Source organism: Streptomyces sp. NPDC058459, assembly GCF_042721685.1.
In the GTDB taxonomy this organism is placed as follows: Bacteria; Actinomycetota; Actinomycetes; order Streptomycetales; family Streptomycetaceae; genus Streptomyces.
The window spans coordinates 1-14454 of record NZ_JBHXLV010000168.1; the positions used below are offsets into that span (position 1 = coordinate 1).

Genomic DNA, 14454 nt, shown 5'->3' on the forward strand with positions numbered 1-14454 from the left:
GGGATACATGTCATGGTCATGGCCGCAACACCAATGCCTTTGCGCTGTTCCGGTGTCCGGTCGGTCCGGTCGGTCCGGTCGGTCCGGTCGGGCTCAGCTCTGCTTGGATTCTGGCCACCGGCCCAAGGACCGCGCGTTCCTCCGGCCGGCCGCCCGGGTGGGGGCGACGGTCGGCCTGGACTCCCCCGGTGAGCTGGAACCGCTGACCGATCTGGGACGCGGCCATGATCTGCCCCGCGTGGATGTACTGGTGCGGATGTCCGGCTTCGAAGAGGGCGCCGGGCTGGAGCGGCACAAGGACGCTGCCGAAGTGACCGGACCTGCCTACCACTTGGACACCACAGGCGTACCGGAGAAGGCGCGTGCCATGGAGCAGTGCGTGCTGCTCCATGAGCAGTGCCACGCAAAGGGGCTGACCCCCGGGCCAGAGACGTCGGCGGGGGCTTCGGCGTCGGCCACGTCGCGGAGTCCGGCCGGTGGGAGAACGGGACGACGGCGCTGGGCGAAGCCGTGCTCGGCAGCCGTCCGCCACCGACCTGGCGTGGACACGGCTACGGGCCGCGCAACGAGGGCGGCACACCGCGCGGGGCCGCGGCCTCGTATGCGGCGCATCGCCGCGGCGCCGGGCCCGGCTGTCCGGACGGGCTGCTCTCGGCGACCGGCCCGGTGCTCGGGCGCCCCCTGTCCACTCCGCCGCTGGAACACCTCCACGACCCGCGCATCGCCGGGGCCGACGCCGTCACCGGCGGTGACGGACACTGCGGCGGGCCAGGGCCCGTTCCAGTGCGGGGGAAACATCCTGCGGCCGGGCGATCCGCCCGAGCTTCGGGATCGCCTCTGAGATCGTCACGCAAACAGCCCGCCAGAGGCCGTACCGCTCCCGGTCCCGGATCTCGGCCGGGCCCCGCTGGTGCCGCTCCGTGTGCGGAGCGGCACCAGCGACCCTATTTTGGCTTCGAGTACGGAACCGCCCGCACGCGACCGGAGACAGATTCGGAGTTGATCATGACGACCGCATCTCCCCACCAGATCCACGAGGGCCACAGCCACCAGCACGCCGAGGGCTGCGGCCACGTCGCCATCCCTCACGAGGAGCACGTCGACTACCTCCACGACGGACACCTGCACCGCCGGCACGAAGACCACGTGGACGAGTGCACGACGACCGGCCACACGGTCCATGAGGTGCACGATCATCGGCACGGTGAGGGTTGCGGCCATGTCGCCGTCCCCCACGAGGAGCACGTCGACTACCTCCACGACGGACACCGCCACGCCGCCCACGACAGCCACTGGGACGACCACTGAGGCGTCCCGGTACCGAAGAGGTCAGGGCTGCTGAAGCACCGGTGCCGGTTCAGGTTCCGGCACCGGGGACGCGCCGTCACTCCGGTGACGCCCGCGTGTCAGCAGCCCGTGCCTCGGGGCGAACAGCCAGCACAGCACGAACACCGCGGTGACGACCAGGACGATCAGACCCCCGGCGGCGAGATTGTAGGTGTAGGACAGGTACAGACCGGCCACCGCCGACGACGCGCCGATCGCGGGTGCGAGGAGCATCATGACGCCGATGCGGTCCGTCAGCAGCCGGGCGCAGGCGGCGGGGGTGATGAGCAGGGCGAGCACGAGGATGTTGCCCACGGCCTGGAGCGAGATCACCACGGTCACGGTGACGAGCGCGTAGAGCACGATGTCCAGGGCGAAGACCGGCAGGCCCGAGGCCCTGGCGGTTTCGCGGTCCAGGCTGACGGTGACCAGTTCCTTGTGCACGGCCGCGGCCAGGAGGAGCAGCAGCAGGCCCATCACCGCGACGGTGACGACATCGCCGTCGCTGATCCCGAGGATCTGCCCGAACAGGAAGGACTCCAGCGAGCCGCTGTATCCGGGCGCCGTGCTGAGGATCACGATGCCCAGCCCGAACGCGGCGGCGAAGAACACGCCGATGACGCTGTCCTCCTTCAGCCTCCGGTTCTGCGAGAACACCGCCACCGCGAGCGCGGTGAGCAGACCGGCGACGGCGCCGCCCAGGACCAGGTTGAACTGGAAGACGAAGGCGATCGCCACGCCGGGGAAGACGGAGTGGGAGACGGCGTCACCGATGAAGGCCATGCCGCGCAGGACGACATGGGCGCCGATCACCCCGGAGACGATGCCGCACATGATCGCGACCGCGAGAGCCCGCCGCATGAACAGGTGCTCCCACGGCCCGGTGAGGAAGTCCAGCACGGCGCTCATCGGGTGACTCCAAGGGATGTCAGCAGTTGTTCGGATCTGGCCACCCCGAACGCGCGCAGCCACACCGCCGGGTCCCGCAGGGTCGCCGGCGGTCCGTCGGCGATCACGGTCTGGTTCAGCAGACACAGGCGCGTGGCCATGTCGGCAGCCGCCGGCAGATCGTGCGTGGTCATCAGAAGTGCCTGGTCCTCCCGGCGCAGTTCGCCGAAGAGCGCGGTGAGCAGTTCCTGGGTGGGCACGTCCAGACCGGTGAACGGCTCGTCGAGCAGCAGCAGTCGGGGACGCAGGGCCAACGCTCGGGCAACCAGCACGCGTTGGCGCTGACCGCCGGACAACTCCCCGATGGGGCGGTGCCGCAGGTCGCTCATGGCGACGCGTTCCAGCGCTTCGCCGACCGCAGCGCGGTCGTCCTTGCCTGGGCGCCTGAGCCAGCCGATCGTGTGCGTACGGCCGGTGAGTACCGCCTTCTCGACCGACAGGGGGAAGTCCCAGGCGAATTCGTGGCGTTGCGGAACATAGCCGATCGTCCCCCGGGCACGCCCGGCGGGCTGTCCCTGGAGCCGCACGGTGCCGTCACGGGGGGTGAGCAGTCCGAGGACGGTTCGGAGGAGGGTGGTCTTGCCGGCTCCGTTGGGGCCGATGAGGCCGACCAGTTCGCCGCTGCGCACCGTCAGGTCGATGTCGTGGAGGGCCAGGCGTCCGCCGAGTTCCACCGCGAGCGACCGTACGTCCAGTACGGGAGTTGTCGTCATTCCCCGTCCTTTCCGGGACGGCGGCGCAGGACCACCACGAGAGCCACCACCGCGACGGCCGCGGCCGCACCCGCTCCCCACCACAGCGGCGCGGTGGAATCACGATCCGCCGGGGTCTCCCGCGCGGCCCGCGCCGGTGCGGTGGACGCCGCGACGGCGAACGCCCTGCGCGGGTCCTGCGGTCCTACGGAGAACCTGAGCGTCCTGGTGTCGGTGTGGTCGGCACCGTCCTTGGTCTTCGCGCTCATCCGCACGCGCAGCAGGTAGGTGCCCGTGCGGGTGAAGGCCCAGTTGCCGTGGACGTGGCTGTTGACCTCGATGCCCGTCTCCTGGGGCAGCTTCTCGCGCGCGTCGAAGACGACGGTGGGTGTGCCGAAGCTGCCGTTGAGGAAGAGGACGAAGTCTCCCGGTCCCTTCACGTCGAGGAGTTGCCAGGTCACCTCACGGTCGACGGTGGAGGCTACCCCGGGTTCCTGGCTGTTCCAGCCCGGCCACAGCACGCCCTCCTGCTGTGCCTGGGGCAGCAGCCAGACGTGCTGGCCCGGTTCGCCCAGGAAGCCGAAGGCGCTGTCCTTCGGCACCTCGGCCTCGGCACGGTCCTTGACCTGGAGGACGACGTCCTCGGTGTCGCGCCACACGGGCTCCTCCCCCGTGTCGTCGCGGATCTGCACGGTCCACCGGCCGTGATCGAAACGGGGGCCCATGTCGATGTGGCCGTCACCGATGACGGTGCGGCCCCGGCCGGTCTCCGCGGCCGCGTCGGACTCGACACCGGGAGTGGGGGAAGCGGTGGGAGCCGCGACGGCCGCCGGCGTTCCCGTCGTGGCCAGCAGAGCGGCGGCCGCCAGGAGAAGGCCCGTCGGACGGGGTCGGAAACGAGTGGTCTTCACTTCTTGCTGCCTCCGAGGCAGGAGCGGAGCTCGTCGGCGTTGTGCCGCATCATGTCGGTGTAGTGCCGGACGTGGTCGTCGAAGGCGTCGCCGTACAGCGTGCATACCTTGACGTGCTGGTCCTTGGCGACCTGCGTGAGCACGGTGGCCCGCTGGACCAGGTTGGGTTCCATGAACACCGCCGGTACCTTGAGGTTCTTGATCGTGCGGGAGAGCTTCTGGACGTCGGACGCGCTGGGTTCCTGGGCGGGGTTGGGCACGACGAATCCGGCGACCGTCATGCCGTAGGCGTCCGCGAGATATCCGAAGGCGTCGTGCGTGGTGATCAACTGTCTGCTGTCGCTGGGTATCCCGCCGATCTGGGCGCGTACGTAGCGGTCGAGGGCATCGAGTTGGCTCTCGTACGCACGGCAGTTGGCGTCGTAGGTCTTCGCGCCCGCCGGGTCCCGCTTCTTGAGGGTGTCCCGGATCAGCTGGGCGTAGGACTTCGCGTTCTGCACGTCCTGCCAGAGGTGCGGGTCGATCTCGCCGTGCACGTGCTTGCCCAGGACGGCCTGGGGCAGCTGGTAGATCTCGGCGCCGGGCCGGCCGAGGAAGGCGAACTGCTTCCCCGGGGGGACCTTCTCCAGGGCCCGGTTGGGTACGTCGATGACGACGTCACCGGGCGGTATCTCCTCCTGGGTCCTGCCCTTGGTCCGCAGGTCCGTGAAGGCGGACATCCGCCCGCTGTCGATGTTGACGGTGAGATCGGTGTGTCCGTCGTCCAGGATGGTGTCCTTCGGCCCCGCCACGGTGTGCGGGTCGACCCCGACCGCGAAGGTGAACGTGCCCTTGCCCACCGGCCGGGGCTCCCTGCCGAGATTCCGCAGCTTGGCCTCCAGCGTGAGCCTGTACACCCCCGGCTTGGTGAACGCCCAGTTCAGGTGGGTGTGCGCGGCCGGCGGCAGCGTGGTGGTGTCCTCCGCGTCGAAACCGTCGGAGGAGTCGAAGTAGGTCTTCGGCTGGCCCAGGGACTCCGTCAGGTAGGCCACGAGATCGCCGGGCCCGCGCACGTCGGTCGCCGAGAGCAGGATGTCCGAGGACCGCGTAGCCCCGCGCTCCTCGCCCTCCCCCCGCACGCGCAGGCCGAGCCAGAGCACGTCCAGCCCGATGTTCTCGACCAGGGGGATGACGTGCGCGCCGTAGGTCTCCGACGCCTCGGCGAGGGAGACGTTGGGGGTTCCCTTGCGGGCGTTGGAGTCCACGGCCTTGATCAGGGCGTGTTCTTCGAGGAGCAAGTGGTTGGTGAAGGTGACGTCCGCCTTGGAGACGGCGTCGGCGTCCCTGGGGGTGGGCTCGTAGGAGTGCGGGTCGCCGCCGGGCGGCACGATCGAGTCGACCTGGACCCGGTCGCCGGCGACCTGGCGGACGAGATCGGCGAGGATCTCCGTGGTCGTCACCACGCGCAGTGCCGCGTCCGGGTTGTCCGCCTCGGCCGCGGGCCGGGCGTTTCCCTTACAGCCGGTCAGCGTGGCGCCGAGGACCGCGGCGGCGGCCAGTGCCCGGATCACCGGGCGGGGCAGAGGCATGAGAAGTGAACTCCCTGGACGGAGGGGCGGCGCCGGGCGGACCGCTGGCCGGCCTGGCGCCACCCGTGGGGAAGGACCCGCCCGCGCGGGCCGGCGGGCGGCTGTTGTCGGGCGTGCTTTCAGTCGCCGTGCGGGACGGCCGCGGTGCGTCGGCGCGCTGCCCGGCCCATGCCTACGGCGGCGGCGCCACCGAGGACGAGCGCCCCCGCGGTACCGGCCAGCAGTTCGGCCGGAACACTGCCGGTGTGCGCGAGGCTGCCGCCGGAGCTCGAACCGCCGCCGGAGGAACCCGAGGCTTTGGAGGCCGAACCGCCCGACGAGGCCTCCCCGCCGGAGGAGCCCTGGCCCGTGCCGCCGCCGGTCGGTCCGCCGGTGCCCCCGGTGGATCCTCCGTCTCCGCTGCCGCCGCCCGGCGCGACCTCGGCGGGGTCGACATCGCCCACCGCGAAGGTGTAGGTGCGGGTGTCCGTGGTGGCCTTCCCGGACGGCAGAGTCCCGCTCAGCTGGAAGGTCAGCTTGTAGACGCCCTGCTGGGAGAAGGCCCAGTTGCCGTGGGCGTGCACTCCCAGGTTGACCTTCTGGGAGTCGGGCAGTCCGTCCCGGCTGTTGTAGAGGACCTGTGCGCCGCCGAGGCCGGCGGTCTCCCAGACGGCCACCGGACCGGGCCCGCTGACCTTGGTCAGCTTCATGTCGAGCGGTCCTCTGAGGTCTCCGCCGCCCAGGGCCTCGGTGTTCCAGCCGGCCCACACCACGCCCTGCTTCTGGACCTGGGGAATCAGCCAGAAGTCACTGCCGGCCTTGCCGAGGAAGGCGTACGTGCTGGAGGCCGGCACCTTCTCCCTGGCCTCGGGCTTGACGTGGACCACCACGGAGGACGGCTCCCGCCAGACGATGCCGCCGGGGTTGCGGCTGTCCTTGAACAGGGTGCGGAGCTTGCCGTCCACCATCTTGCCGGCGATCGCGTCCACATGGCCGTCGTCGATGACGACGTGCTCCGTGGCGATGCCCGAACCCTCTTCGGTCTTGGCCGCCGCGGCGGCGCGCAGGGCGCGGGCCGTGCTCTTGACCGTGCCTCCGGCGTTCTCGTCGCCGTCCGTGATGCCGCCGGAGACGGCCGAGGGGGCGGGCGCCGGGTGGGACTGCGTCGCGTCCGGGGAATCCGGGGAATCCGGGGAAGGGGAGGGCGCAGGTGGCGTGCCGGTTTCGTCAGCGACGCGGACCGTCCACCGCCGGGTGGTCGTCGGCGTCCGGCCGTCGGCGAGCCGGGCCGTGGCCCGCGTCGTGAGGTGGTACGTGCCCGGCCGGGTGAAGGCCCAGCTCACGTCCCCCGTTCCGCCGGCCGGGAGCGGCTGCGCGTCGGGCATCCCGTCGGCGCTGTCGAACAGGACGGCCGGCGCACTGGTGTCGGCGGAGCCGGCCGCGTGCGGCGCGAACACGATGACGTCACCGGGCCCCTCGGCCCCGGTGAACTCCCAGGTGACGTTGCCGTCGGCGAGTTCGTCCGCGGGAACTCCGGTGGTGTCCCACTGCGGGCTCTCCGCGTGCCGGTCCGTACCGGTGGAGAAGCCGTCGAGCAGCCAGACCGAGGCGCCGGAACGGCCGAGGAAGGCGTACTGTCCGCCCTCGGGTACCACCGCCTTGGCGTCCGGTCCCAGTTCCAGGTCCGCCGGGCCCGCCGCGTCGGACGACCGAGGCTCGGTTTCCCTGCCGGGGTCGAGCGAGAGGGAGAGCGCGTCGGCGTCCAGGCGTACGACGACACGGGGTGCGGACGCCCGCGGCACCCGGCCGGCTTCATCGGGGGTGCCGGCGAAGGCCAGGGGCGACAGCGCGACGGACAGCACGATCGAGCCCACGGCCCCTACGGCGACTCCGCGCGGGTTTATGGCTGATGCCATGAGGTGAGTTCTCCTCGGTTCTGCGACGGCGCTCATGGCGGCCGTCGCGACAGCTCGTTCGAGTAATGGGGGGGCCGGCCCGTTCCGCTCGGCGCGTCAGGACTCGTTCTTCGCGGGCGTGGGCTCGGACGCGCCGCGCGTCCTGCGGCGGTACAGGTAGAACGACGTGCCCGCACCCACGCCGATGAGAGCGACGGCGCCCATACCGAGGGGGACGGCCGTTCCGGCTCCCGTCGCCGCGAGACTTCCGCTCGCCGAACCACCGGTGGTGGTGTCACCGGTCGCGGAACCCCCGCCGGAGGTCGAACCACCGGACGCCGCCCCGCCGGAGGTCGAACCACTGGACGTCGCCCCGCCGGAGGTCGATCCGCCGGAGGTCCCGCCGGACGTGGAAGCACCGTCCGTGGAACCCCCGTCGCCGGAACCACCCGACGTCGAACCGCCGTCCGTGGACCCGCCGGACGCCGACCCCGATGTGGAGCCACCCGATGCAGTACCAGCGCTCGTGGACCCGCCCGATGTCGAACCACCGTCCGCGGACCCACCGGAAGTCGAACCGCCGTCCGCGGAGCCGCCGTCCGTGGTACCCCCGTCACCGGCACCGCCGTCGGTCGCACCACCGCTGGTGGAACCTCCCGACGCGGCACCCCCGTCCGCCGTGCCGCCGGCAGCCGTGCCGCCGGCCGTCTCCCCGCCGCCGTCACCCGGCAGGGAGATGCCATCGAGGTCGACATCGCCGACGGCCATGGTGAAGACCTGGCTGTCGGAGACCTGCTCACCGGAGCTGAGCGTGGCCTTGTAGGTGAACGTCATCCGGTAGACGCCCTCCTGGGTGAACACCCAGTTGGCGTGCTCGTGCGTGCGGGCCGGCACCTCGTAGGTGTCGGGCACTCCGTCACGGGTGTCGAACCGCATCATCGGCTCGCCGAAGGGCGTCCACTCGAAGATCAACAGTTGACCGGGCCCCTCCACCTTGTCCAGCGACATGGTGAAGTTCCCCTGGATGTCGCCGCTCTGGAACGCCTCGGTGCTCCATCCGGCCCACAGCAGCTCCGGGTCCTGCGTCTGCGGAACGGAGTAGAAGGTGTCACCGGGGGCCCCGATGAAGGACAGCCCGTCCGCCGGGTCGGGGATCGTCTGCTTCCCCTTGCCGGTCAGATGCATGATGACCGAGCCCGGCTCCCGCCAGACGACGTCCGTGGTCCTGCTGTCCTTGAACAGCGTGCGGAACCGGCCGTCGACGAGGCGCGGCGCGACGGCGTCGACATGCCCGACGTCGATCACCGTGCGCTCATCGACCACATCACCGGCCGCCGCCGTCTCCGACGCGTACGCCGCGGGCACGGCGTGCGCCGTGACCCCGCCATGATCGGCCGGCGCCGCCGAGACGATCCCGGCCGCAGCAAGGGCCAGCACCCCCATCACGCACGCGGACCGCGTAGTTGATCCCATCGTCCCTCATCTGCTCGTAGCGCCGCACCGATTGACGCACGGTGGGCCCGAACTCTCCGCCCCTGAAGAGAAGCGCGCGGTGCGTCGCCCCCGTCCCGGGAAGCGTCAGTGCTCGACCTCGGACGGGAAGCAGCCTTCTTCCGCGCAGTGCCACGGAGCGTACATGCGATGGTAATCATTTTCAATAACAGCCAGAAACTTGTACATGGGTTTCGTTTTCATCTAGGGTCGAACCGCTTGCCCGACCCTCACCAAGGAGAAACCCCGTGGCCGTTCCCAAGCGGAAGATGTCCCGCAGCAACACCCGCCACCGGCGCGCCCAGTGGAAGGCGTCCGCGCCGGCGCTCGCCCCGGTCACCGTGGACGGCGTCTCCTACCTGGTGCCCCAGCGACTGGTCAAGGCGTACCAGCGCGGTCTGCTGCGCCCCGAGGGCTGACACCGGATGCCGAACCGCCGACTGCCCGTCACCGTCCTGTCCGGCTTTCTCGGGGCGGGCAAGACCACTCTGCTCAACCATGTGCTCGGCAACCGCGAGGGTCTGCGGGTCGCCGTCATCGTCAACGACATGAGCGAGGTCAACATCGACGCCGCGCTGGTGCGCGGCGGCGAGGCCGCTCTGTCGCGGACCGAGGAACGGCTGGTCGAGATGACCAACGGATGCATCTGCTGCACGCTCCGCGACGACCTGCTGGAGGAGGTGGACCGACTCGCCCGGGAAGGCCGGTTCGACTACCTCCTGATCGAGTCCAGCGGCATCTCGGAGCCCATGCCGGTCGCGGCGACCTTCGCCTTCGCCCGCGACGACGGCGCGACTCTGGAGGATCTCGCCCGCCTGGACACCATGGTCACGGTGGTCGACTCCGCCAACTTCCTGGCCGAACTCGCCTCCGGTGACGAGCTGGTGGCGCGGGGGCTCGACCAGTACGAGGACGACGAGCGCACCGTCAGCGACCTTCTGATGGACCAGGTCGAGTTCGCCGACGTGATCGTGCTCAACAAGCTCGACCTCGTCACCGCCGAGGACGCCGAGCGGCTCCGGGCCGCTCTCCGCCGCCTGAACCCCCTGGCCCGGATCGTGCCGGCGGTGCACGGACGCGTCGGCCTCGAAGCCGTCCTGGGCACCCGGCTCTTCGACCTGGAGCGCGCCCAGCAGGCCCCCGGCTGGGTCGCGGAACTCAACGGCGACCACACGCCGGAGACCGAGGAGTACGGCGTCTCCTCGACCGTCTTCCGTTCCGCGCGGCCCTTCCACCCCGAGCGGCTGTGGCGGTTCGTCACCGAGGAGATGGACAGCGGCGCCTACGGCCGCGTCCTGCGGTCGAAGGGCTTCTTCGTCCTGGCCAGCCGTCCGCACGTCACCGGGCTCTGGTCACAGGCCGGTTCGGTGGCCCGTTTCGAGCCGTCCGCCGCCCGCGACACCGGTGACGCGACAGGCCAGGAACTGGTGTTCATCGGCACGGACCTGCGCGCCGACGAGTTGCACTCCGCCCTCACCGGCTGCCTGCTGACGGACGGCGAGAGCCCACTGTCGGACGATCCGTTCCCCGCCTGGGACACCTACGGCATCGACGAGACATGCGCCCATGAGGAAACAGCACTCGCGGCGCACTCCTGAGACTCCGGTCCGGACGGTGGTCGCAGCCACGGCACCGTCCGGACCGGTCTTGCGCGACCCACCTCACCTCAGCGCGGGAGGCCCGGCGCCATGGAAGACGCCCCGATCAAGGAGCATCGCCCGAGTTGGCGGGCCACGCGCCAGCGAGCCGCCGTACTCCGGGCGCTGCGCGAAGCGGCCAACTTCGTGTCCGCGACCCACCTGCACGCGGCACTGACCGCGGACGGTGCCTCCATCGGACTGACCACGGTGTACCGGACGCTGCGCGTCCTGGAACGGACCGGTCACGTCGATGTGATGCGGGAGAGGACCGGTGAGCGCCTCTACCGTCCGCGCCCCGCCGACGGGCACCGGCACTACCTGGTATGCCGGCGCTGCGGCGACAGCTCCCCCGTGGATGCGGAGAGCGTGGAGCGCTGGGTGGAGGACCTGACCGCGTCCACCGGTTTCAGCGCGATCGAGCACGCACTGGAACTCACCGGCATCTGCGGGCCCTGCCTGCCGGGCGGTAAGCCGCCACCCGTATAGCCGGTACATCAAGTATCGGCAACGATTGTCATATCAGGCGGCATGCCCATAGATCTGACATTCGTTTTCATCTAGCGTCGGCGACACACGCCCAGGTTCCATTTGCACGCACTGCGGAGGATCTTCCCCATGTCTACGTTCTCGACCCGCCACGTCAGCCTTCTCGTGGCCGGTACGTCCCTCGCCCTGGTGGCGGGTTGCGGCAACTCCTCGGACGCCAAGAGCGACGGGAACGCCACGGCCGCCTCTTCGGGCTCCTCCAAGGTCACGGTGGTCGCCTCGACGAACGTCTACGGCGACATAGCCGAGCAGATAGGCGGCGACAAGGTCGACGTCACCTCGATCATCAGCGACCCCGACCAGGACCCGCACTCCTACGAGGCCAGCACCCAGAACCAGCTCGCGCTGTCCAAGGCCAAGCTCGTCATCGAGAACGGCGGCGGCTACGACGACTTCATCGACCGCATGCTGAAGAGCAGCAGGTCCTCCGCCGAGGTGATCAACGCGGTCGACGTCTCCGGCAGGACCGCCCCCGAGGGCGAGGAACTCAACGAGCACGTCTGGTACGACTTCCCCACCACCGCCAAGATCGCCGACCGCGTCGCCGCCGGCCTGGGCAAGGCAGACCCCGCCGACGCGGACGTCTTCAGCAAGAACGCCGAGGCGTTCAAGGCGAAGCTCCAGCCGCTCGAAGCGAAAGAAGCCGGGATCAAGAAGGCCCACGGAGGCGAGGGCATCGCCATCACGGAGCCCGTACCGCTCTACCTGACCGGGGCCGCGGGGCTGGAGAACAGGACGCCCGAGGAATTCAGCGAGGCCATCGAGGAGGGCGACGACGTGTCGCCGAAGGTACTCCAGGGCACGCTGGGCCTGTTCACCGGCAAGAAGGTCGAGGCACTGGTCTACAACGAGCAGACCTCCGGAGCCGAGACCGAGAAGGTGAAGGCGGCCGCCGAGAAGGCCGGCATCCCCGTCGTTCCCGTCACCGAGACGCTGCCCGAGGGCAAGGACTACGTCGGCTGGATGACCTCCAACGTCGACGCGCTGGCCCACGCCCTGGACAAGTGAGCGCGCCGGACATGATCTCCGTACCCCGGGCCCGGGGCGGCAGAGCGGCGGCCGCCGCCGACGGCCGCCCTGTGATCAGCGTCGACGCCGCCGCCGTCTCCTACGGCGCGCGTACGGTGTGGCGCGACCTCGACCTGGAAGTTCAGCCCGGGGAGTTCCTCGCCGTGCTCGGGCCGAACGGGTCGGGCAAGACGAGCCTGATGAAGGCCCTGCTCGGCCGGCAGCCACTGTCCGCCGGCACACTGGACGTCCTAGGCCGACCGCCACGCGAGGCGAGACGGCACATCGGATACATCCCCCAGCAGGCATCCCTGTCCGCGCAGACGCTGCTGCGCTCGCGTGACCTGGTGCGTTTCGGAATCGACGGCCACCGTTTCGGCCTGTGGCCGCGTACCGGAGGCGTCCGGCGCCGGGTCGACGAGATCCTGGAGCAGGTCGGCGCGTCGGCCTACGCCGATGTGCCGGTGAACCTGCTCTCCGGTGGCGAGCGCCAGCGGGTACGCGTCGCCCAGGCTCTCGCCACCGACCCGCGCATCCTGCTGTGCGACGAGCCGCTGCTGTCCCTGGACCTCAACCACCAGCGCGCGGTCACCGGACTCATCGACGCCCGCCGCCGTTCGCACCGGACGGCGGTGGTCTTCGTGACCCACGAGATCAACCCCGTGCTCGACCTGGTGGACCGGGTGCTGTACCTGGCACCCGGCGGCCATCGCGTCGGCACGCCGGAAGAGGTCCTGACCTCGGAGTCGCTCTCGGCCCTGTACGGCACGCGGGTCGACGTCGTCCGGGTGCGGGGCCGCGTCGTGGTGGTCGGCGCACCCGACGGACCGGACGCACAGCCGCACCACGCTCACCCACTCCACACGTCCGACGGAGCCCGGTCATGACCCTCGCAGACGGGATCTGGCAGCAGATCTTCACCTTCGACCACTACGGCGAACTACTCGCCCTGGTCCGCAACTCACTGATCGCCGGGGCGGCCCTGGGCCTGATCGGCGGCCTGGCCGGTGTCTTCGTCGTCATGCGGGACCTCCCCTTCGCCGTGCACGGGATCAGCGAGCTGTCCTTCGCCGGTGCCTCCGCCGCACTGCTGCTCGGGGTGAACATCGTCGCCGGCTCCATCGTCGGTTCCCTGCTCGCGGCCGGCGTGATCGGGGTCATGGGCTCCCGGGCCCGGGGCCACAACTCGGCGATCGGGATACTCATGCCGTTCGGCCTGGGTCTCGGCGTCCTGCTCCTCGCGCTCTACAAGGGCCGGGCCGCCAACAAGTTCGGACTGCTCACCGGCCAGATCGTCGCCGTCGACACCCCGCAGCTGACCTGGCTGCTCGGCACCTCGGCCGTGGTGCTGACCGCCCTCGCGGTGATGTGGCGACCGCTCACCTTCGCCAGTGCCGACCCGGAGGTGGCCGAGGCCCGCGGTGTCCCCGTGCGCGGGCTCTCCCTGACCTTCATGATCGTGCTGGGCCTGGCCGTCGCGCTGTCCGTGCAGGTCGTGGGCGCGCTGCTGGTTCTCGCCCTCGTCGTCACCCCGGCTGCCGCGGCGGCGCGCATCACGGCCTCCCCCGTCCTGCTGCCCCTGCTGAGTACGGTCTTCGCGCTGGTCTCCATCGAGGGGGGCATCCTGCTCGCCCTGGGCAGCAGCATCCCCATCAGCCCGTACGTCACCACGATCTCCTTCACCGTGTACGTCGTCTGCCGCCTGGCCGGCGGCTACCGGACCCGGCGCACGGGCGCCCGCAGAACGGTTCCTCAGCCCGTCTGAGCGGGTGGCGCCCCGGCGACGTCTGTCCCGCACGCGGACGGTCGTGTGCCACGCACTCCCTTTTGCACCCCCTCGTCGGCGCCCTCTGACGCGGTCGAGGCGACCGGTCCCCGACCGGTCCCCGAACACGACTCAGGGGCCGTCCGGATTTCTCCGACACGGCCCCTGAACCGGGACTCTCACGAGTCGGGACGACAGGATTTGAACCTGCGACCCCTTGACCCCCAGGAGTAGGGGTCAAGGGTATTTTCTGGATATAGCAGACTTAATCGGGGCGGATAATGTGCATAACAGGCTCCGTTGTGCACCAGCGCGCACACCGCGTGGTCCCCAACTGGTCCCCAAGCCGTCCCTCTAGAACCCTGCAACGGGTCCCAGACCTCGCCGCGCCCTCGCCAGGCCAGCACCACAGCTCCACCGCTCGCACACTAGCCGCGACTTCGAGCTGCCTCATCCACCGGGCCCTCTCGGCCCTGACGCGGTCACCCATCACGTCTGCCCGCCCCGATCGTGGGTGGGCGGCTGCTCCCCCGCGCGCAGCAGATCGGGGCTCACGACGTTCCCGCCGACAGCATGCTCGTGTCAGTGGCGTGGGAGAGAATCCTTGTGTGGCGACTTTCCCTGAGACCGAACGCTATATCCAGTTTCTGCTCGAGCAGTTGGCGGGCCGCAACGAGCACCATGT

General features: G+C 70.3%; 13 protein-coding genes. 7 read left to right on the plus strand and 6 right to left on the minus strand.

From position 1 onward, the window contains the following. Window positions 1–1005: 1005 nt before the first annotated feature. Complete coding sequence (locus ACFWN1_RS25005; RefSeq protein WP_384366058.1) at window positions 1006–1308, plus strand: hypothetical protein; 303 nt, start codon at window positions 1006–1008, stop codon at window positions 1306–1308. A 21-nt stretch (window positions 1309–1329) separates the two neighbouring features. Here the strand turns inward: ACFWN1_RS25005 and ACFWN1_RS25010 are convergent, their stop codons facing one another. From ACFWN1_RS25010 to ACFWN1_RS25035, 6 genes are all read right to left on the minus strand, one after another. After that, window positions 1330–2235 carry an anchored repeat-type ABC transporter permease subunit gene (locus ACFWN1_RS25010; RefSeq protein ID WP_384366061.1) on the minus strand — a complete coding sequence of 302 codons (906 nt, stop codon included), beginning with the start codon at window positions 2233–2235 and terminating at the stop codon, window positions 1330–1332. Continuing rightward, a complete protein-coding gene (locus ACFWN1_RS25015; protein ID WP_384366064.1) occupies window positions 2232–2987 on the minus strand; it encodes an anchored repeat-type ABC transporter ATP-binding subunit in 756 nt (251 codons plus the stop codon). The genes ACFWN1_RS25010 and ACFWN1_RS25015 overlap by 4 nt, the downstream gene beginning before the upstream one ends. Beyond that, window positions 2984–3877: a TIGR03773 family transporter-associated surface protein gene (locus ACFWN1_RS25020; protein ID WP_384366067.1), complete on the minus strand. Its 894-nt coding sequence runs from the start codon at window positions 3875–3877 to the stop codon at window positions 2984–2986. Before ACFWN1_RS25020 ends, ACFWN1_RS25015 begins: the two co-directional genes overlap by 4 nt. Next, window positions 3874–5445 (minus strand): anchored repeat ABC transporter, substrate-binding protein, encoded by a 1572-nt coding sequence (locus ACFWN1_RS25025; RefSeq protein ID WP_384366070.1) that lies wholly within the window; start codon window positions 5443–5445, stop codon window positions 3874–3876. The genes ACFWN1_RS25020 and ACFWN1_RS25025 overlap by 4 nt, the downstream gene beginning before the upstream one ends. Window positions 5446–5564: 119 nt before the next feature. Continuing rightward, entirely contained in the window at window positions 5565–7340 is a 1776-nt protein-coding gene (locus ACFWN1_RS25030) for a TIGR03773 family transporter-associated surface protein (RefSeq protein ID WP_384366073.1), read from the minus strand. Window positions 7341–7436: 96 nt separating this feature from the next. After that, window positions 7437–8792, minus strand: a complete 1356-nt coding sequence (locus ACFWN1_RS25035; protein WP_384366076.1) for a choice-of-anchor M domain-containing protein — start codon at window positions 8790–8792, stop codon at window positions 7437–7439. A gap of 266 nt (window positions 8793–9058) precedes the next feature. Here ACFWN1_RS25035 and rpmF point away from each other — a divergent pair, with 266 nt between their 5' ends. The 6 genes from rpmF (at window position 9059) to ACFWN1_RS25065 (ending at window position 13769) form a co-directional block, all read left to right on the plus strand. Further along, window positions 9059–9229, plus strand: a complete 171-nt coding sequence (rpmF, locus tag ACFWN1_RS25040; protein WP_384366079.1) for a 50S ribosomal protein L32 — start codon at window positions 9059–9061, stop codon at window positions 9227–9229. A gap of 6 nt (window positions 9230–9235) precedes the next feature. After that, entirely contained in the window at window positions 9236–10408 is a 1173-nt protein-coding gene (locus tag ACFWN1_RS25045) for a GTP-binding protein (protein ID WP_384366082.1), read from the plus strand. Between the two features lie 90 nt (window positions 10409–10498). Further along, window positions 10499–10936, plus strand: coding sequence for a Fur family transcriptional regulator (locus ACFWN1_RS25050; RefSeq protein WP_384366085.1), 438 nt, complete (start codon window positions 10499–10501; stop codon window positions 10934–10936). A 129-nt stretch (window positions 10937–11065) separates the two neighbouring features. Continuing rightward, entirely contained in the window at window positions 11066–12004 is a 939-nt protein-coding gene (locus ACFWN1_RS25055; RefSeq protein WP_384366088.1) for a metal ABC transporter solute-binding protein, Zn/Mn family, read from the plus strand. Window positions 12005–12015: 11 nt separating this feature from the next. After that, entirely contained in the window at window positions 12016–12891 is an 876-nt protein-coding gene (locus ACFWN1_RS25060) for a metal ABC transporter ATP-binding protein (protein ID WP_384366091.1), read from the plus strand. Beyond that, complete coding sequence (locus ACFWN1_RS25065) at window positions 12888–13769, plus strand: metal ABC transporter permease (protein WP_384366094.1); 882 nt, start codon at window positions 12888–12890, stop codon at window positions 13767–13769. The genes ACFWN1_RS25060 and ACFWN1_RS25065 overlap by 4 nt, the downstream gene beginning before the upstream one ends. The last annotated feature ends 685 nt before the right edge of the window (window positions 13770–14454 follow it).